The organism is Novosphingobium sp. UBA1939 (assembly GCF_002336885.1).
In the GTDB taxonomy this organism is placed as follows: domain Bacteria; phylum Pseudomonadota; class Alphaproteobacteria; order Sphingomonadales; family Sphingomonadaceae; genus Novosphingobium.
Genome location: NZ_DDFB01000108.1, coordinates 1 through 16,944 on the forward strand (window position 1 = coordinate 1; position 16,944 = coordinate 16,944).

Consider the following 16,944-nt stretch of genomic DNA (forward strand, 5'->3'; position numbering starts at 1 on the left):
CGACGGCTATGTCATCGCGCGCCATTTGCAGGAGCATGGCACCACCGTCACCGTGATCGCCGCGCGCGATCCGGGGACGGACGCCGCGCGCAACGCGCGTGGCCTGTTTACCGGCACGGTGCTGGGGCCGGACGCGGCCGTGCATGGCGAGGTATTTGTCGATTGCCTGTTCGGCAGCGGCCTGACGCGCGCGCTGCCCGACGACCTTCTTGCGTTGTTGCAGCGTCTGGCGGCGGCGCATCATTTCAGGATCACGGTCGATCTGCCCAGCGGGGTCGAGAGCGACAGCGGCCGGCCGCTCAACGAGGGGCTGCCGAACTGGGACGTGACCGTGGCGCTGGGCGCATGGAAGCACGCGCATTTCGCGATGCCGGCGGCGGCGGCGATGGGGCATTTGCGGCTGGTCGATATCGGCGTGGCGGCGGTGCCGGGCGCGGCGGCGGTGCTGGACAAGCCCGCGTTTCNNCCCGCCGATTCCCACAAGTACCGGCGCGGCCTGCTGGCCATTGTGGCGGGCGAGATGCCCGGCGCGCCTCTGCTGTCGGCGGAAGCGGCGCTGCGGGCGGGCGCCGGCTATGTGCGCCTGCTGGCCGATTGGCGGCCGGATGGCGTGCCGCCCGAACTGGTCTGCGCGGAAGACGTTGCCACGGGCATCGCCGATGAACGCATCGCGGCGTTGCTGGTCGGGCCGGGGCTGGGCCGGGGGCAGACCGCCCGCGCGCGTTTGGGCGCGGTGGTTTCGCGCGGCTTGCCCACGGTGATCGATGCCGATGCGCTGATGCTGCTGGGGCCGGACCTGCCCTTGCGCGCGGCTTGCGTACTGACGCCGCACGAGGGCGAGATGGCCGCGCTGGAACGGGCCTTTGGTCTGGAGGGCGGCGGCCATCGCCGCGAGCGGGCCGGAGCGCTTGCCCGCGCGAGCGGAGCCGTGGTGCTGCTGAAGGGGCCGGACAGCCTGATCGCCGCTTCCGATGGCCCGGTTACGCTTGCGCCGCGCGCGTCAAGCTGGCTGGCGGTCGCGGGATCGGGTGACGTGCTTGCCGGGATGATCGCGAGCCGGCTGGCCACGCACGGCGATGCCTTGCGCTCCGCGCGGGAAGGGCTGTGGCTTCATGGCGAGGCGGCGCGGCTTGCCGGCCCCGCCTTTACCGCGCTCGATCTGGCCCGCGCGACGCGGCTGGCGGTGCGGGCGGCGATCGCATGACCGGCCCGGCCTTGATCGTCCGCGTCGCCGCGAAAGGCGAAGGCGCCACCGCCGACGGACGCTATGTGGCGCTGGCCGCTCCGGGCGACGTGCTGGAAAGCGATGGCACGCTGACGCGGGGGCCGGAGCATGTCGATCCGGCCTGCCGCCACTTTCCCGCGTGCGGTGGCTGCCAGTTGCAGCACCTCTCCGAAAAGGCGTTGGTGGACTACGTGCAGGATCGCGTCGCCGGTGCGGCGCGGGGGCAGGGGCTTGAGGCCGAATCGATCCTGCCCGCGCACCTCTCCCCGCCGCACACGCGCCGCCGCGCCACGCTGCACGCGCAAGCCATCGGCCGGCGCGTGGTGCTGGGGTTCCGCGAACAGGGATCGCACCGGATCGTGGACATGCGCGAATGCGCGGTGCTGGCACCGCAACTGTTCGCGCTGGTGGCGCCGTTGCGCAAGCTGCTGGAAGGCTGGAACGATCGCAAGCTCGCGGTCGATATCGAACTGGCGCTGGCCGATCAGGGCGTTGCGGTGGGGTTGCAGGGCCTGGTCGCCGAAGGTCTGCGCCAGACCGAAGCGCTGCTGGATTTCGCGCGCGACAATGGCCTTGCCCGCCTCACGCTCGATTCCGGTTATGGCGCGGAGACGGTGTGGGAGCCGGAGCCGGTTACCATCACGCTGGGCGGAACCCCGGTCGCGCTGCCGCCGGGCGGCTTCCTTCAGGCCACGCAGGATGGGGAAGCCGCGCTGGCGTCGGCCGCGTGCGCATGGCTGGCCGATGCGCCGACGGTGGCCGATCTCTTTTCCGGGTTGGGGACCTTCGCCTTCGCCCTTGCCGGGCCGGGCACCAAGGTGTTGGCCGCCGAAGCCGCGCGCGATGCGCACCTGGCCTGCCAGTCCGCCGCGCGGATGAACGGGCGGCCGGTCCATGCCTTGCACCGCGATCTGTTCCGCAACCCGCTGCGCGCCGAGGAACTCGATCGCTTCGGCGCGGTGCTACTCGATCCGCCGCGTGCCGGCGCGCGCGAACAGGTGGCGCAGATCGCCGAAAGCCGCGTGCCGCGCGTGGTCTATGTCAGTTGCAACCCGGCAAGCTGGGCGCGCGATGCGGCCACGCTGATCGCCGGGGGATACAGGCTGGCCGAACTGCGCCCGGTGGGCCAGTTCCGCTGGTCGACTCACGTCGAACTGGCCAGCCTGTTCCTAAAGGGTTGAGCGGTCAGAACACCGCCAGCGCGGCGTGGACGACCAGCGCCATCAGCACGAACGTCGACAGCGCGAACAGCGCAAACCGTACCAGCACGCGGTTGACCGTTGCCTGCACAAGGCTGTGTACTACGCGCAGGCCGGCATAGCTCCAGCCCAGCGTGGCGTTCAGGCCATCGCCGTGGCCGGTGATCGCCAGCACCAGCGCCACCGCGTAGAACACGGTCGGTGCTTCGTGCAGGTGGTTGTAGTTGTGGGCGATCCATTGGATATTGGGGGGCAGCACGGCATCGAGATCCTTGCCGGTGCCGCCAACGAGGTTGGCGCTGTCGATTTTCGCGGCGTTCATCGCGGGGATGCGCTTGGCGTACATCCACAGCCACATCACCATGGTCCACGCCGCCAGCAGCACCACCGGTTTCAGGATGGTCATTCCGATCATTGGCATTCTCCCCCTCTTTTGAATTTGCGTGTCAGATGACGACGGTTGCCAGCACGGCCCGGACCGCAAGGCCGATCAGGCAGAACGTGGAAAGGCTGAACAGCATGAAGCGCACCGGAACCCGGTTGACCGTCGCCTGCCACAGCGAATGCACCACGCGCAGGCCGACATAGCCCCAGGCCAGCCCCACATCGATCCGGTCGGCCCCAGCGATCGCCAGGATCGCCACCACCGCGTAGAACAGCGTCGGCTGTTCCATCAGGTGCGTGTAGTTGTGCGATTTCCAGTTTACCACCGGCGGCAGCACGCCTTCCAGATCCTGCCCGCGTCCGCCCGGCTTGGCATTGGCCATGCCGCCGATCCGCGACAGCGCGGGCAGGCGCGTGGCGGCGGCCCATCCGAGCATGATCAGCGACCACGCCACCAGAACAGCGGCGGGCGCCAGCATTGCCTGTTGCATCGTTATCCTCTCCACCCTTTGCAGGAGGGAAGACTGTGGACAGTGGGATCGATTGTCAAATGCAACCGGTATGCGGCGTCAGTCCGTGGCGTCAGTCCGTGTCTGGCCGGCGCAGCGTGACGATGCGGTAGTAACCCAGCGGTCCGCGCCGGGAGCGCACCGTAAGGCCGCGCGCGTGGGCCACGGCTTCGGCGGATTCCACCAGATCGAGCCGGGGCGTGACATGGAAACGGGCCAGCCAGCCGTTGAGCACGGCGCGTAAGGGGCGGGGGAGGCCCTCCAGATCGCCGAAGTCGACGATATGGAGCTTGCCGCCCGGCGCCAGCACGCGCGCCGCCTGATCGATCGCCGCACGCCAGTCGGGGATCATCGACAGCGCGAAGGAAATCATCACATGATCGAACTGGCCGATGCCGAACAGGGCGGCCGGATCGAAGTCGGTCGCATCGCCCAGCGCCAGCCGCGCATCGGTGCCAAGCCGGGCTTGCGCCGTTTCCAGCATCTGCGTGGATATGTCGAAACCGTGCAGTCGCACCCACGGCCAGCGCGATCCGATCCGGTCCAGATTGCGCCCGGTGCCGCAACCGACTTCCAGCACGCTTTGCCCCGGTGTGCAGCCCATTCGGTCGATCAGCGTATCGCGGCCGAACAGGTAGTATTTGCGCGTCGCGTCATAGATGTGGCGCTGGCGGCGATAGATCGAATCCATCAGCGCGCCGTGCGATTCCGTGGCCGGGCGGGTGAGTATCGTGCTCATGCCAGTTCGTAGAGGTGGACGCCGCCGTAGATCGACGAGCGATCGCGCGTGGTCAGATCAAGCGACAGGGCATCGTGATAGCGCCAGCGCGCCAGCAGCGCGTCATCGACACGGCCCGGCAGCAGGCTGGGTGCCGCGGCGGTGCGGAACAGCACGCGCGCGCCGGGGCGGGCGGTGCGGGTGATTTCTTGCCACAGCGCGTTGAGCTGGCCGTCCGTCATCCAGTCCTGCGCGTCGAGCAGCACGTAGCGATCGAGCGAGGCCGCGTCCTGCTGCGCCAGGTGTTCGGTCATGTTGGCGTGGCGCACCGTCACACGTTCGGCGCGCTGGCGCACGGCGTTCCAGTTCGCTTCCTGCAGGTAGGGTGGCAACGGACATTCCGGCGCCTTGCCGTACCCGCGCGAAAAGGCCTGCCAGGCGAAATAGTTGTCGTTGATGGCGAAGCCGCAGGCCAGCTTTTCCAGCCGCTGGCGCAACACCGCCGCCATCGGCTGGTCGCCGGCCAGCGCATCGAACTGCGCCGGGGGAATACCAAGGCCGAACAGCGAGGCCGGCTGGTCGGTCAGCCAGCGCACGAAACGGCGGTCGAACACCGGGGCCAGCTTTTCCTCGAACACGCGGCGCTGCTCCTCCAGCGTCGGCGCGGCGAGGATTTCCGACAGGTCGATGCGGTACAGCTTCGCAAGAAGGTGCGCCACGCCGATGAAGTTGCCGAGCAGTCCGCGCTTGTAGATGCCTTTGCTGAAGCCGCCGATGCGGCGGCGTCCGGTCAGGTCGCGGCCTTCCCAGTAGCGGCGGCTGACATCGTCGAGGTGCGGGGCCACCCATTCGCGGTAGGCGGCGATGTTGGCGCGACTGTCAGCATCGGCGAAGAAGCGGCGGAACAGCGCGTGGCTGGGCAGGTGTCGGGCCGAGGCGAGCTTGAGCCGGTTGAGTGCGATATGCGCGGTGTTGAGATCGACGGCGGTGATCGCCTGCGGATCGGCAACGAGATAGGACAGCACGTTGCAGCCGCCGCTGGCGATGGCGACCATGCGGCTGTCGGGGCGAATCTGTAAAGCCTCCATGTCCACTTCGGGATCTTCCCAGATCTGGGCATAGACGAGGCCCCGAAACGCGAGGGCAAACGTGTGATCCAGCAGGCGGTTGGCCACTCCCGAACCTTTGCGGACCACCGAACGGGTAATCGGATGAGCGCGCGCTCTCTCCAGCATTGCGAAACCTCGGACATCGCCAATGGATGACGCGCGATTAGGCTTCGGACGTTGCGGTATTGTGGCAGAAGATCCGGTTCAGCCGGATGAGGCGATCACCTGCAGGAAAGATGCGGGATCGACGTTTCCGCCCGACAGCAGCACGGCGGTGCGCCCGTCGGCCGGCACCTTTTCCGCCAGCACGGCCGCCAGCGCCGCTGCGCCGCCCGGCTCGATCACCAGCCTCAGCTTGGCGAACGCCAGGCGTTGCGCGGCGCGCACCTCGGACTCGCTCACGGTCACGCCCTTCAGCCCGCGCGCCGTCATCACCTCGAAATTCACGGGGAAGGTCACCGGGGTCTGCAAGGCGTCGCAGGCGGTTGGCGGCGGGTTGGCGTCAAGCGGCAGTATATGCGCCGCCGCCAGGCTGCGCGTCACGTCGTCCCAGCCTTCCGGCTCCACCGGTACGATTTCCGCATCGGGGCAGGCGAGGGCGAGGCCGGCAGTCAGCCCGCCGCCACCGCAAGGACAGACGATCCGCGTGGGCGCGCCGCCGGCCCGCGCTTCCATCTGCGCCGCCAGTTCGATGCCCGCCGAACCCTGCCCTTCGATCACCCAGGGATCGCCATAGGCGTGGACCAGCACGGCCCCGGTTTTCGCGCAGAGATCGGCGGCGATGGCATCGCGCGATTCGCGCATCCGTTCGTAGAGCACGATCTGCGCGCCCAGTGCCCGCGTCGCTTCCAGCTTCACCCCCGGCGCGTCGGACGGCATCACGATCGTGGCCGCGACGCCCAGCCTGCGCGCGGCCCAAGCCACGCCCTGCGCGTGGTTGCCGCTCGATACCGCCACCACGCCGCGTGTGCGCTCCTCCGGCGTCAGATCGCTCATCCGGTGCCACGCACCGCGGATTTTGAACGCGCCGACGGGTTGCAGGCTCTCTACCTTGCACCAGATTGTCACACCGTTGACATCCAGCGGCAGCAACGGGGTTTGTGGCAGGATGTCCGCGATCTTCGCGCTCGCTCGCCGCACGCCATCGCGGGTGGGGCGGCGGACGGAAGCGGGGTCTGAGGAAGAAGGAGGACTTGGGTTTGTCATTCCTATCCCCTAAAGGCGCTTGCCATGAATGTCCCGCGCCGTGCCGCGCGGCGGTTGAAAATGTTTGGAGAACCCATGGCTAAAGTACTCGTCATCGGCGCAGGCGGCGTCGGCTCGGTCGCGGTCCACAAGATGGCGATGAACCCGGATATCTTTGGCGAAGTGGTTCTCGCCAGCCGCACCAAGAGCAAGTGCGATGCGATCGCCGCCTCGGTGAAGCAGCGTACCGGGCGCGACGTGGCGACCTACCAGATCGATGCCGACGACGTGGCCGCGACGACCGCGCTGATCCGGGAGGTCAAGCCCGCCCTCGTCGTCAACCTCGCGCTGCCTTATCAGGACCTGGCGATCATGGACGCCTGCCTTGCCGCCGGCGTCAACTATATGGACACCGCCAACTACGAACCGCGCGAGGAAGCGAAGTTCGAATACAAGTGGCAGTGGGCCTATCAGGAAAAGTTCAAGGCCGCGGGCCTGATGGCGCTGCTGGGCTCGGGCTTCGATCCGGGCGTGACCAGCGCGTTCGCGATGTGGCTCAAGAAGCACAAGCTCAAGACCATCCGCACGCTCGACATTCTCGATTGCAACGGCGGCGATCATGGCCAGCACTTCGCCACCAACTTCAACCCGGAAATCAACATCCGCGAAGTGACCGCGCCGGCGCGCCACTGGGAGAACGGCGACTGGGTGGAAACCCCGGCGATGGCGGTGAAGCAGACCTTCGATTTCGAGGCGGTCGGCCCGAAGAACATGTACCTGATGTACCACGAGGAGCTGGAAAGCCTGGCGAAGTTCATTCCGGAAATGGAGCGCGCGCGCTTCTGGATGACCTTCGGCGACGCCTATATCACGCACCTCACCGTGCTGCAGAACGTGGGCATGACGCGGATCGACCCGGTGATCTACGAAGGCAAGGAGATCATCCCGCTCCAGTTCCTGAAGGCCGTGCTGCCCGAACCGTCGAGCCTTGGTTCCACCACCAAGGGCAAGACCAACATCGGCGACATCGCCACGGGCGAGGCGCTGGACGGTTCGGGCGAGAAGACCTTCTACATCTACAACATCTGCGATCACGAGGACGCCTATGCCGAAACCGGCAACCAGGCGGTCAGCTACACCACCGGCGTGCCGGCGATGATCGGCGCCGCGCTGATGGTGCAGGGCGCGTGGAAGGGCGAGGGCGTGTTCAACATGGAACAGTTCGATCCCGATCCCTACATGGACATGCTGAACAAGCACGGCCTGCCCTGGCAGGTGAAGGAACTGGAAGGACCGCTGGCATTCTGATGCGCCGCCTGCTGATCAGTCTTGTCGCCTGCCAGGCGCTATCGGCCTGCGCGCCGGCCAAGGCGCCGACGGTGCCTTCCGCACCCGTGGCGCAATCTGGCCCGTCGTGCGCGGCGAGCGGCGGGTTCCTGGAGCGGCGCGGGCGCATGGGGGCGGAACTGTGCGTCCATCGCTATGCCGATGCGGGCAAGGCTTGCAACGACAAGGCCGATTGCCAGGGGCGTTGCATTGCCGATCGCGAGGGCGGATTGCCCGCCGCCGGTGAACCTGCATCGGGGAAGTGCCAGGCCGACGACCGGCTGTTCGGCTGCTTCGCCGAAGTGCGGGACGGCAAGGCGCAGCCCGGCCTCTGCATCGACTGAAGGACTGCCCATGGAAACCAGAGCCGGTGATCCGGGCGCGTTCGCCCATTTTGACCTGTCGCGCGTGGATAGCCCCGCGTTCGTCGTGGACGCGGCCCGGCTGCGCGCCAATCTGGCGGTGCTGGCCGACGTGCGCGACCGGGCGGGGATCAAGGTTCTGGCGGCGCTCAAGGCGTTCTCGATGTGGCGCGTCGCGCCCATCGTCGGCCAGTACCTCGATGGCGTCTGCACTTCCGGCCTGTGGGAAGCCAAGCTCGCCGACGAGCACTACAGCGGCGAGATCGCGACCTATTGCGCGGCCTACAAGGCGGAGGACCTGCCCGAGATCCTGCGCCTGTCCGACCATGTGATCTTCAATTCGCCCGGCCAGCATGCGCGCTTCTCCGGCGAGCTTGCCGCCGCGCGCAGCGCTGGCGAGCGCTTCGACGTGGCCTTGCGCATCAACCCGCTCCACGCCGAAGGCGAAGTGCCGCGCTACGATCCATGCGCGCCGCATTCGCGCCTGGGCTTCCCGGTCGACCAACTGACCGACGCGCACATGGAAGGCGTGACCGGGCTGCATTTCCATTCGCTGTGCGAGCAGGACTTCGAACCGCTCCAGCGGACCTGGGAAGCACTCAAGCCGCGCATCGAGCGGTTCTTCCCGCGCCTTGAATGGCTGAACTTCGGTGGCGGCCACCACATCACCCGCGCCGATTACCAGCGCGACGATCTGGTGGCGTTCCTGCAGCAGGTGAAGGCCGAAACCGGGTGTGAAATCTATCTCGAACCGGGCGAGGCGGTGGCACTGGATGCCGGAATCCTCGTGGGCACCGTGCTTGATACCCACTGGAACGGGATGCCGATCGCCATCACCGATATTTCCGCGACCTGCCACATGCCCGACGTGCTGGAAGCGCCCTACCGCCCCGCCATGCTGGGCGAGCGGCCAACGGACGAATACGAAGGCGGGGAAGGAGAGGCCGTGCGTCTGGGCGGTCCTTCGTGCCTTGCCGGCGACGTGATCGGCGATTTCCGCCTGCCGGTGCGGGCCGAACCCGGCGCGCGCTTCGCGTTTCTCGATCAGGCGCATTACTCGATGGTCAAGACCACGACGTTCAACGGCGTGCCGCTGCCATCGATCTGGTTGTGGGACAGCGAAACCGACGCGCTCGAATGCGTGCGGCACTTCGCCTACGAGGATTTCCGCGACAGGCTTTCCTGATCGGGAGGGCTGGCCTGATCGGGCACCCTGGGGCATGTTCCTTTCCGAAAACGAAAACGGAGAGGGTTGAATGCCGGACAAGCTGCTCGATGCGATCACCAGCGATCCCGTGACGATGGGCTGGATGCAGGGTTCGCCCCCTGCGCCGGACAAGCGCCTGTTGGCCGCGCGCGCCGATCACATGCGCTTTCCCACCACGCGTTGGGCGTTTTCCCATATGCGTGAATTCACGCCGACCGCGCGCGTTGCCGGCGCGGGCGGAACGCCGCTGCCCCGCGCCGTCGATGATGATCTGGACGGGGTGCGCTTCGCGCCGCTGGGGCGCGAGGGAACGATCACGATCGGAGAGGCGCTGCTGGAGGCCTTCACCGATGGCATCCTCGTGCTCCATCGCGGCCGGGTGGTGTTCGAACGCTGGTTCGGCGTGACCGGACCGGAAACGCGCCACATCGTCTTTTCCATGACAAAGAGCTTCGTCGGTTCGCTGGCCGAGATGCTGATCGAGGAGGGCCGACTTGATCCCGCCGCTCCCGCGCTGGACTATGTGCCGGAGCTGGCCGGCAGCGGCTTTGCCGATGCCACGGTGCGGCAGATCCTGGACATGACGACCGCGATCGATTTTTCCGAGGATTATGCCGATCCTTCCTCGGGCATCGGCGCGCTCAGTGCTGCGCTGGCGCTCACGCCCCGCCCCGCGGGCTACGCCGGCCCCTCGTGTCTGCCCGATTTCCTGCCCACCATCCGCAAGGCGGGGCAGCACGGCGAGGCGTTCGTCTATCGCACCGCCAACACCGATGTCCTCGCCTGGATCATCGCCCGGATCGAGGGCCGGCGCCTGCATGAAACGCTGTCGGAACGCCTGTGGCGGCCGCTGGGCTTGCCGGGCGACGCGGACATGCTGCTGGACCCGGTGGGGACGCCGTTCGCCGGGGGAGGGCTCAACCTGCGGCTGGAAGACCTGGCACGGTTCGGGGAGGCAATCCGCACCGGCGGGGCGGGCGTGATCCCGCCAGCCGTGATCGCGCGCATCCGCGCAGGGGGCGATCCGGCGAAGTTCGACCTCGCCGGGCGTTACCCCGAATTGCCGGGTTGGAGCTATCGCAGCCAGTGGTGGATCAGCCACGACGAACACGGCTGTTTCTCGGCGCGGGGCATCCATGGGCAGACGTTGTGGATCGACCCGGAGGCGGAGATAGTGATCGCACGATTCGCCTCGCACCCCGTGGCCGCGAACAGCGCCAACGCCGCCGTTTCGCTGCCCGCCTGGCGCGCGCTTGCGCAGGCGCTGAAACCCTGAAAACACTGGATTCCGGCAGCTTGTGTTTCAGTTCAGTGACAAGGATTTGAAGCGCGAAGATTTTCACTTGAAGTTCACAACGGTAGCCTTATGTACCCCCTCTCGCTGCCCCATGGGGACTTCCAAACCGCAAGGCAGCTTTGTTCAACTGTTCCGTTTGGGGGTCCCTTGAGTTGCACATCTATCCTGACGCACTGGCTGTAGTTGGCGCCTCGGCGCCTGACCAACCCGCCATTCTGAATCGCCCGCACGCCGCTGCGCGCGCTGCCCGCTTCTTTGTCGAGAAGTTTCCGGGCAAGTCGCTCTATGCGGTGAAGGCGAATCCTTCGCCCGAGCTTCTGCGCGTGCTGTGGGATACCGGCGTGACGCACTATGACGTTGCCTCGATCACCGAGGCCCGGCTGGTGCGCACGACGCTGCCCGAAGCCACGCTGTGCTTCATGCATCCGGTCAAGGCGCCCGGCGCGATCCGCGAGGCCTATCGCGATCATGGCGTGCGCGTGTTCAGCCTCGATTCGCTCGAGGAACTGGAGAAGATCAAGGCGGCCACCGCTGACGACGCCGGCAACGCGGCCGAAGACCTCACGCTGTGCGTGCGGCTGCGCGTGTCGTCGGAATATTCGGAACTGAGCCTCGCTTCGAAGTTCGGTTGTGATCTGGCCGATGCGGCGGAATTGCTCCAGGCCACGCGCCAGGCGGCGGATTCGCTGGGCGTGTGCTTCCACGTGGGCAGCCAGGCGATGAGCCCCCATGCCTATGTGCAGGCTTTGGAAAAGGCGCGCGCGGCGATCGTCGATGCCTCGGTCCTCGTCGATATCATCGACGTGGGCGGCGGTTTCCCATCGATCTATCCGGGCATGGAGCCGCCGCCGCTGGAGGACTACTTCGGCGTGATCGACCGCACGTATGAATCGCTGCCGGTGTCCTATTCGGCCGAACTGTGGTGCGAGCCGGGCCGGGCGCTCTGCGCGGAATACAACTCGATGATCGTGCGCGTCGAAAAGCGCCGTGGAGACGAGCTGTACATCAACGATGGCGCCTATGGCGCGCTGTTCGATGCCGCGCATGTCGGCTGGCGCTTCCCGGTGAAGCTGCTGCGCGAAGAGGCTTCGGACGAATTCGTGCCGTTCAGCTTCTATGGCCCGACCTGCGACGACATGGACCACATGGACGGTCCGTTCGAACTGCCGGCGGACATCAAGGCGGGCGACTACATCGAGATCGGTATGCTCGGGGCCTATGGTGCGGCGATGAAGACCGCGTTCAACGGCTTCGGCGCGACCGAGGTGTTCGAGGTGTCGGACGAACCGATGGCCAGCCAGTATCGCGGCGATCGGCGCGATCCGCGCGTTTCGGATAACGTCGTCTCGCTGCGCTGATACCGTTCCGCCGCTGCGGACCGGAAAGAAAAGGCCCCGCCGATGGCGGGGCCTTTTTCGTTTGCCGCCCGTGACAGGCCGGATGCGGGGAGCGGCCCCTGCAGTTTGGCAAGGCCGCCCGGGAAGGATGCCCTGCGTGGTGCAGGGCATCCTCCTCCCCGGACATGGTCAGAACTTCACGCGCGCGCCGGCATAGAACGACGTGCCGATGTCCTCGGTCGGATAGAGGATTGATCCGAGGTCAGGCTTCTGGTTGAACAGGTTGCTGATCCCGCCATAGAACTGGAAGTTCTTCTGCACATCGACGCTGGCGTAGATGTTATGAACGGCGCGCGGCTTGAAATACTTGTATTCCGGCGCGACGTAGTTGGGGTTGTTTGCCTGCTGCACCAGCGTGTAGCGCAGCGTCTTGTCCCACCAAGACATGTTGTAGTTGAACGCGAAGCGGCCCGTGGAATAGGTCGCGCTCGCATAGAGCTGGTACTTGGGCGAGTAATAGTAAGCCTGTCCACGCTCGTCGGTCGGCTCGGCGCCCGGCGTGCCGATGGTGCTCAGCTTGTTGAGATAGCTGCCGATCAGCTTCAGCTCGAACGCGCCGATCTTCTTCACCGCGAAGCGGTAATTCAGGTTCACGTCGAGGCCGGAAGTGCGGAAATTCGCGACGTTCTGGGGCTGCAGCGTGAAGTCGTCGATCAGGCCGGTGCCGCTGGCGCGATGGATCGCGGAGCAGAACTGGTTGTTGATCGTCGGCTGGTCGACGCACAGTTCGGCAAGCTGCTGCGCTTCGACCGTGTTGATCGCTTGCTTCAGCTTGATGTCGTACCAGTCGAACGACACCTGCAGGCCCGGCACGAAGCGCGGAGTCAGCACGACACCGGCCGTCCACGTCCGCGCGACTTCAGCACGCAGGCCCGAGTTGCCACCCTGCGTTCCCGCGATGTTGGTCGATCGCGTATCATCGAACGCGGCGATCTGCGCCGGCGTCAGCCCGGCTTGCGACAGGATAGCCTGGCAGTTGGCCGCGCGGCTTGACGTGCCCGCCGAACGGTTGGCGACGATGCAGGGATCATCGAAGAACGCGAAAGTCTGCGATGATGCGCCGTAGAGTTCCGAGATGTTCGGCGCGCGAACGGCTTGCGAGATGGTACCGCGGAAGCGGATGTCGCGCACCGGTGCCCAGTTGCCGTCGAACTTCCAGGTGGTGGTGTGCCCGATCGACGAATAGTCCGACAGGCGCACCGCCGCGCTGAAATCGAGCGTCTGGAAGAAGGGCCGGTCCTTGAACACCGGAACATCGATTTCCGCGAAGCCTTCCTTCACGTCGAACGATCCGCGGCTGGGGTTCAGCACGTTCGAGAACGTCAGGCCCTGCACTTCCAGCGGATCGGGGTCGAAGCGCGAGCTTTCCTTGCGGTATTCGCCGCCCAGCACGAAGCCGACCGGGCCGCCCGGAAGCGAGAAGAAGCTGCGCGTATCGCCACTGACGAAGCCGTTCACCACATGCTGCGTGATGCGCGAATGCTCGGTGGTATTGGCGTGGATGAAATCCAGCGCGGCCTGCGAGGACTTGCCTTCGCCGAACAGGTTGAACGGTACGCATGCGCCGGGCTTGAACGTGATGGCCGGCGCCGCCGTAGGATCGAGATTGACCCGGCAGGTGATCTTGCCGGTGCCGTCGTCCACGGCATCGATCGCGGCCATGAACCGGTCGGTGTACCGATCGTTGACGTAATGGTTGGTAACGTTGGTCTGCCCGAAGACATAGCTGACTTCGTAGTGCAGGCTTTCGTTCAGATCGCCCCGCGCGCCGACCACGGTCCGCCAGGTTTCGCGCTTGATGCTTTCGCCGCGCTGGCCAAGGTCGAAATTGTCGCGCGTGACGAGCACGCCGCCGTTTGCCGGATCGATCGCCGACTTGATCGCGGCCGGGATGTAGGGGTTGTCCTCCGGCACGAACAGGTAATAGTCGAACGTAGGCTGGGCCAGCGAATAGGCCTTGACGTTGGCGTACTTGACCTCGCCGAACAGTTGCAGCTTGTCGGACACGTCGAAGTGGCCGAGCAGGTTGACGACGTGGCGGTTGGTGGAAGGGCGCAGGTCGTTGCGATAGTCGGAAACCAGCGTGTCGTCGCTGCCGACCGAATAGCCGCCGGGAATTGCGGTTCCGAGATTGTAGGGCCGTCCATCGCCGTTGAAGTCGGGAACGCCATCGAAATCGACATCCACCGCCCCGCCGCGGGCGGTCCACTGATAGCGGACATCCTTCATTGGTATGCGGGAGTAGGAGCCAGGCTGGCCCGCCACGTAGTTGGGATTGCGCACGAAGCTCACGGCATCCGTGCCGCTCAGTTCGGGCCGCTGTCGGGAATTCAGCCGATCCTCTCCGCCATATTCGTAGGCGATCGAGATATTGCCACGTCCGCCCGCGAAATTGTGGCCAGCCGTGATGCCGATCAGCCTGTTTCCGGCATCGCCGTATTTGCTGATGCCGGCCTGCGCGCGCGCGGTGATGCCCTCGAAGTTCTTCTTGAGCACGAAGTTGACCACGCCGGTGACGCCATCGGCGCCATAGACGGCGGAAGCGCCGCCGGTGAGCACGTCGATCCGATCGATCAGGTCTTCGGGAATGGTGTTAATGTCTACCGCCTGCGAACCTTCGAGGCCCGAGACATGGCGGCGGCCGTCAACCAGCACCAGCGTGCGATCGACACCCAGATTGCGCAAGTTGAGCAGGTTGAGACCGGTCGTGCCGATGCCGGCGCGATCGCCCGAGTTGTCGCGCGACGTCGACGAGCCAACCAGCGCGGGCAGGCCGGTGAGGAAGTCGGTGAGGTTGGTGGTGCCGGACTGCTGCAGGAGTTGCGAGCCGAGCGATACGGTAGGGCTGGCGGTCGCGTAGTCCGTCGTGCGGCGCAGGCGCGATCCGGTCACCACGATTTCCGGCTGGGCCGCTTCGGTTGCACCGTTTTCGGCCGCCGTCTGTGGCGCCTCCTGCGCAAACGCGGCAGCGGGAGCCAGCAAGGCGGCAGCAATGGCGGACCGGGCCAGTCCACTGGCCAGGGCGTTGAGATGGGTTTTCATGGTTGCCTCTGAAACTTTGGATATATGATTTTGCTGGGAAAGACGGCAATTTTGCAACGCAAAAGACCGTTGCGCGTGAAGCTCGTGGCAACCTGTTGCAAACGCGAGACACAATTTGATGTTAACCAGACACGATTTGGCACAAAAATGCCGTCGCCGTTGAACGCCCCTTGTCCTTTCGGCTGAAGCCGATCGTCAGGCCGCGGCTTCGAACCCGTGGCCGCCGCCGCGCGCGATGACGATCTGGTTGCGACCGCTTTCCTTGGCGACATAGAGCGCTTCGTCGGCTGCCTTCAGCGCCGCGCTCTTGTCGGCGTAGGAGAACAGGTCCGCCAAGCCGGCCGAGAAGGTCACGCTGCCGAAGGGCAGGTCGGTAACGCGGTTGACGAGCCGGCGCTGCGCGATTTCCTCGCGCGTCGCGTCGAGTTTCCTGAAGGCCTTTTCCACCGTGATGCCGCGGAACAGCACCGCGAATTCCTCGCCGCCGTGCCGCGCGACATAGCAGCGCGCATCCGAAATCTTGTCGAGCGATTCCGCGACGAACTTCAGCACCCGATCTCCGGCCGGGTGGCCGTGTACGTCGTTTATCCGCTTGAAGTGGTCGATGTCGCAGAAGGCGATGGCCAGCGCCTCGCCGGATGCCAGCGCTTCGCGATATTCGCGCTCCAGGAGATGTTCGAACGCGCGGCGATTGGGCAGGCCGGTCAAGTGATCGTGATTGGCCACCTGGCGTGTTTCGTCCAGCGTCCGCTGCAGTTCGCGCGTGCGCTGTTCGCTTTCGCTCAGCTGCTTCTCGATCTGGTGCGTGCGGTCGATCATCGCTTCGGTCAGCTTCGCCAGGCGCGAGATGACGGCGTTGGTTTCGCTCGCTTCCTCGAGTTCGTCAAAGTGCTCGCGCAGGGCACTGTTGTATTCGCTGGTCGCCGAACGCGCGCCCGCCGTTGTCTCACCCAGCTCGTCGAGGCTCCGCTCGAGACGGTTCATCAGGGAGGTGAGCACTTCGGTGCTCTTGTCGTTGTCGTGCTCGCGCGCGACTTCTTCCAGCCAGCGCAGGTTCACCAGCTGACCAGCTTCGGTGCGTTCGAGGATCAATTGCGCCAGGCGGGGGCTCGCGCCCGTGACGCAGTCATAGGCGACGCCCAGCGTGAACGGCAGGACATCGAGATCATGATCGATCAGGAAATCGGTGATCTTGCCCAGCATTCGCCGCTTGGCGGGCAGCCAGACTTCCTGCGGGGTCGGATCGCGATAGAAGTGCGCCGCACCTTCTTCCGGGTGCGATCCGGTCGAGGAAGCATCAGCATGCTCTTCATGGGCAAGGCCAAGCCAGGCCAACCATCGCGCCTTACGGGGGAAGCTGGGGTCATGATCGGTCATGCCCCACAGGACGGCGGGATCGCGCTATAGTTAATCCCTCCGATGCGGATTTCCCTGATTCCGCCACCGCATCGGAAGAATGCGGTTCCTGAAGGTTAGCGCACCCGCGGACCGCCGAATGGCATGGGCGGCGGCGGACGGCGATGCCCACGCGGAAGCTGCGCCTGATAGGCGCGTCCGCAATGCTCGACGCAATAGGGGAAGCCGGGGTTCACTTTCTCGCCACAGAAATGGAAATCGGGCTCGCCCGGATGGCCCATTGGCCAGCGGCAGATGCGATCGTTCAGATCGAGCAGGCTGGTCTTTTCCGCCACTTCGGGGCTGGGACGGGCGGGAACGAGCCGGCGGGGCGGGGCCGGCGGAATGGGGGCCTGCTGATCGCCAGGGCCCTGGCGCAGGAAGCCTCCGGGGCCGACCGACACGATCCGTGGTTGGGGAGCGGCGGGAGCTGCAGGCGCGTCTGGCGTGGCACCGGCGGGCGCGGCTGGCGCAGGACGCGGAGCCGGAGCGGCTGCGGCGACGGGAGCGCTGGGCGGAGCGACGGCAGCGGGGCGCGGCGCCGGCGCGGCGGCACGTGGTTCGGCCGATGCCGGGCGGACGACCTTGG

Annotated in this window: 15 protein-coding genes; 7 read left to right on the forward strand and 8 right to left on the reverse strand. The window is 66.2% G+C overall.

Annotated features, from left to right (window positions below):
- Both B3547_RS13550 and B3547_RS13555 read left to right on the forward strand, forming a co-directional pair.
- Positions 1-1,204: NAD(P)H-hydrate dehydratase (locus tag B3547_RS13550; RefSeq protein ID WP_292963970.1), on the forward strand; the 1,204-nt coding region annotated here is incomplete at its 5' end.
- The gene (locus tag B3547_RS13555; protein ID WP_292963972.1) at positions 1,201-2,406 is read left to right on the forward strand and encodes a class I SAM-dependent RNA methyltransferase; all 1,206 of its coding nucleotides are present in this window, start codon (positions 1,201-1,203) and stop codon (positions 2,404-2,406) included. The genes B3547_RS13550 and B3547_RS13555, both read left to right, overlap by 4 nt.
- 4 nt (positions 2,407-2,410) lie before the next feature.
- Here the strand turns inward: B3547_RS13555 and B3547_RS13560 are convergent, their stop codons facing one another.
- The 5 genes from B3547_RS13560 to B3547_RS13580 form a co-directional block, all read right to left on the reverse strand.
- Entirely contained in the window at positions 2,411-2,839 is a 429-nt protein-coding gene (locus B3547_RS13560; RefSeq protein ID WP_124809808.1) for an MAPEG family protein, read from the reverse strand.
- Positions 2,840-2,870: 31 nt separating this feature from the next.
- Positions 2,871-3,299: an MAPEG family protein gene (locus B3547_RS13565; protein WP_124809809.1), complete on the reverse strand. Its 429-nt coding sequence runs from the start codon at positions 3,297-3,299 to the stop codon at positions 2,871-2,873.
- 91 nt (positions 3,300-3,390) lie between these two features.
- The gene (locus B3547_RS13570; RefSeq protein ID WP_292963975.1) at positions 3,391-4,056 is read right to left on the reverse strand and encodes a class I SAM-dependent methyltransferase; all 666 of its coding nucleotides are present in this window, start codon (positions 4,054-4,056) and stop codon (positions 3,391-3,393) included.
- On the reverse strand, positions 4,053-5,270 hold the full coding sequence (locus tag B3547_RS13575) for a DUF3419 family protein (RefSeq protein ID WP_124809811.1): 1,218 nt from the start codon (positions 5,268-5,270) through the stop codon (positions 4,053-4,055). The genes B3547_RS13570 and B3547_RS13575 overlap by 4 nt, the downstream gene beginning before the upstream one ends.
- Before the next feature lie 78 nt (positions 5,271-5,348).
- Complete coding sequence (locus B3547_RS13580) at positions 5,349-6,350, reverse strand: threonine ammonia-lyase (RefSeq protein ID WP_292963978.1); 1,002 nt, start codon at positions 6,348-6,350, stop codon at positions 5,349-5,351.
- 75 nt (positions 6,351-6,425) lie between these two features.
- Between B3547_RS13580 and B3547_RS13585 the strand changes: the two genes are divergently transcribed.
- From B3547_RS13585 to B3547_RS13605, 5 genes are all read left to right on the forward strand, one after another.
- A complete protein-coding gene (locus B3547_RS13585) occupies positions 6,426-7,637 on the forward strand; it encodes a saccharopine dehydrogenase family protein (RefSeq protein ID WP_292963980.1) in 1,212 nt (403 codons plus the stop codon).
- Complete coding sequence (locus B3547_RS13590; protein ID WP_292963982.1) at positions 7,637-7,999, forward strand: hypothetical protein; 363 nt, start codon at positions 7,637-7,639, stop codon at positions 7,997-7,999. Before B3547_RS13585 ends, B3547_RS13590 begins: the two co-directional genes overlap by 1 nt.
- A 10-nt stretch (positions 8,000-8,009) precedes the next feature.
- On the forward strand, positions 8,010-9,203 hold the full coding sequence (locus tag B3547_RS13595) for a carboxynorspermidine decarboxylase (protein WP_292963984.1): 1,194 nt from the start codon (positions 8,010-8,012) through the stop codon (positions 9,201-9,203).
- 70 nt (positions 9,204-9,273) lie between these two features.
- Positions 9,274-10,500 carry a serine hydrolase domain-containing protein gene (locus B3547_RS13600; protein ID WP_292963986.1) on the forward strand — a complete coding sequence of 409 codons (1,227 nt, stop codon included), beginning with the start codon at positions 9,274-9,276 and terminating at the stop codon, positions 10,498-10,500.
- A 173-nt stretch (positions 10,501-10,673) separates the two neighbouring features.
- Complete coding sequence (locus B3547_RS13605) at positions 10,674-11,879, forward strand: type III PLP-dependent enzyme (RefSeq protein WP_124809817.1); 1,206 nt, start codon at positions 10,674-10,676, stop codon at positions 11,877-11,879.
- Positions 11,880-12,047: 168 nt separating this feature from the next.
- Here the strand turns inward: B3547_RS13605 and B3547_RS13610 are convergent, their stop codons facing one another.
- The 3 genes from B3547_RS13610 to B3547_RS13620 form a co-directional block, all read right to left on the reverse strand.
- Complete coding sequence (locus B3547_RS13610) at positions 12,048-14,960, reverse strand: TonB-dependent receptor plug domain-containing protein (RefSeq protein ID WP_124809818.1); 2,913 nt, start codon at positions 14,958-14,960, stop codon at positions 12,048-12,050.
- A gap of 195 nt (positions 14,961-15,155) precedes the next feature.
- Positions 15,156-16,337, reverse strand: coding sequence for a GGDEF domain-containing protein (locus B3547_RS13615; protein WP_124809819.1), 1,182 nt, complete (start codon positions 16,335-16,337; stop codon positions 15,156-15,158).
- Between the two features lie 95 nt (positions 16,338-16,432).
- Positions 16,433-16,944 (reverse strand): GcrA family cell cycle regulator (locus B3547_RS13620; protein ID WP_292963991.1); only part of this gene is annotated, 512 nt, incomplete at its 5' end.

What these genes read in the sequence shown, in the direction of transcription:
- B3547_RS13575 (WP_124809811.1), bottom strand. Translation starts at nt 5,270, where the DNA reads ATGCTGGAGAGAGCGCGCGCTCATCCGATTACCCGTTCGGTGGTCCGC.
- B3547_RS13615 (WP_124809819.1), bottom strand. Translation starts at nt 16,337, where the DNA reads ATGACCGATCATGACCCCAGCTTCCCCCGTAAGGCGCGATGGTTGGCC.
- B3547_RS13555 (WP_292963972.1), top strand. Translation starts at nt 1,201, where the DNA reads ATGACCGGCCCGGCCTTGATCGTCCGCGTCGCCGCGAAAGGCGAAGGC.
- B3547_RS13565 (WP_124809809.1), bottom strand. Translation starts at nt 3,299, where the DNA reads ATGCAACAGGCAATGCTGGCGCCCGCCGCTGTTCTGGTGGCGTGGTCG.
- B3547_RS13610 (WP_124809818.1), bottom strand. Translation starts at nt 14,960, where the DNA reads ATGAAAACCCATCTCAACGCCCTGGCCAGTGGACTGGCCCGGTCCGCC.
- B3547_RS13585 (WP_292963980.1), top strand. Translation starts at nt 6,426, where the DNA reads ATGGCTAAAGTACTCGTCATCGGCGCAGGCGGCGTCGGCTCGGTCGCG.
- B3547_RS13580 (WP_292963978.1), bottom strand. Translation starts at nt 6,350, where the DNA reads ATGACAAACCCAAGTCCTCCTTCTTCCTCAGACCCCGCTTCCGTCCGC.
- B3547_RS13600 (WP_292963986.1), top strand. Translation starts at nt 9,274, where the DNA reads ATGCCGGACAAGCTGCTCGATGCGATCACCAGCGATCCCGTGACGATG.
- B3547_RS13590 (WP_292963982.1), top strand. Translation starts at nt 7,637, where the DNA reads ATGCGCCGCCTGCTGATCAGTCTTGTCGCCTGCCAGGCGCTATCGGCC.
- B3547_RS13570 (WP_292963975.1), bottom strand. Translation starts at nt 4,056, where the DNA reads ATGAGCACGATACTCACCCGCCCGGCCACGGAATCGCACGGCGCGCTG.
- B3547_RS13595 (WP_292963984.1), top strand. Translation starts at nt 8,010, where the DNA reads ATGGAAACCAGAGCCGGTGATCCGGGCGCGTTCGCCCATTTTGACCTG.
- B3547_RS13560 (WP_124809808.1), bottom strand. Translation starts at nt 2,839, where the DNA reads ATGATCGGAATGACCATCCTGAAACCGGTGGTGCTGCTGGCGGCGTGG.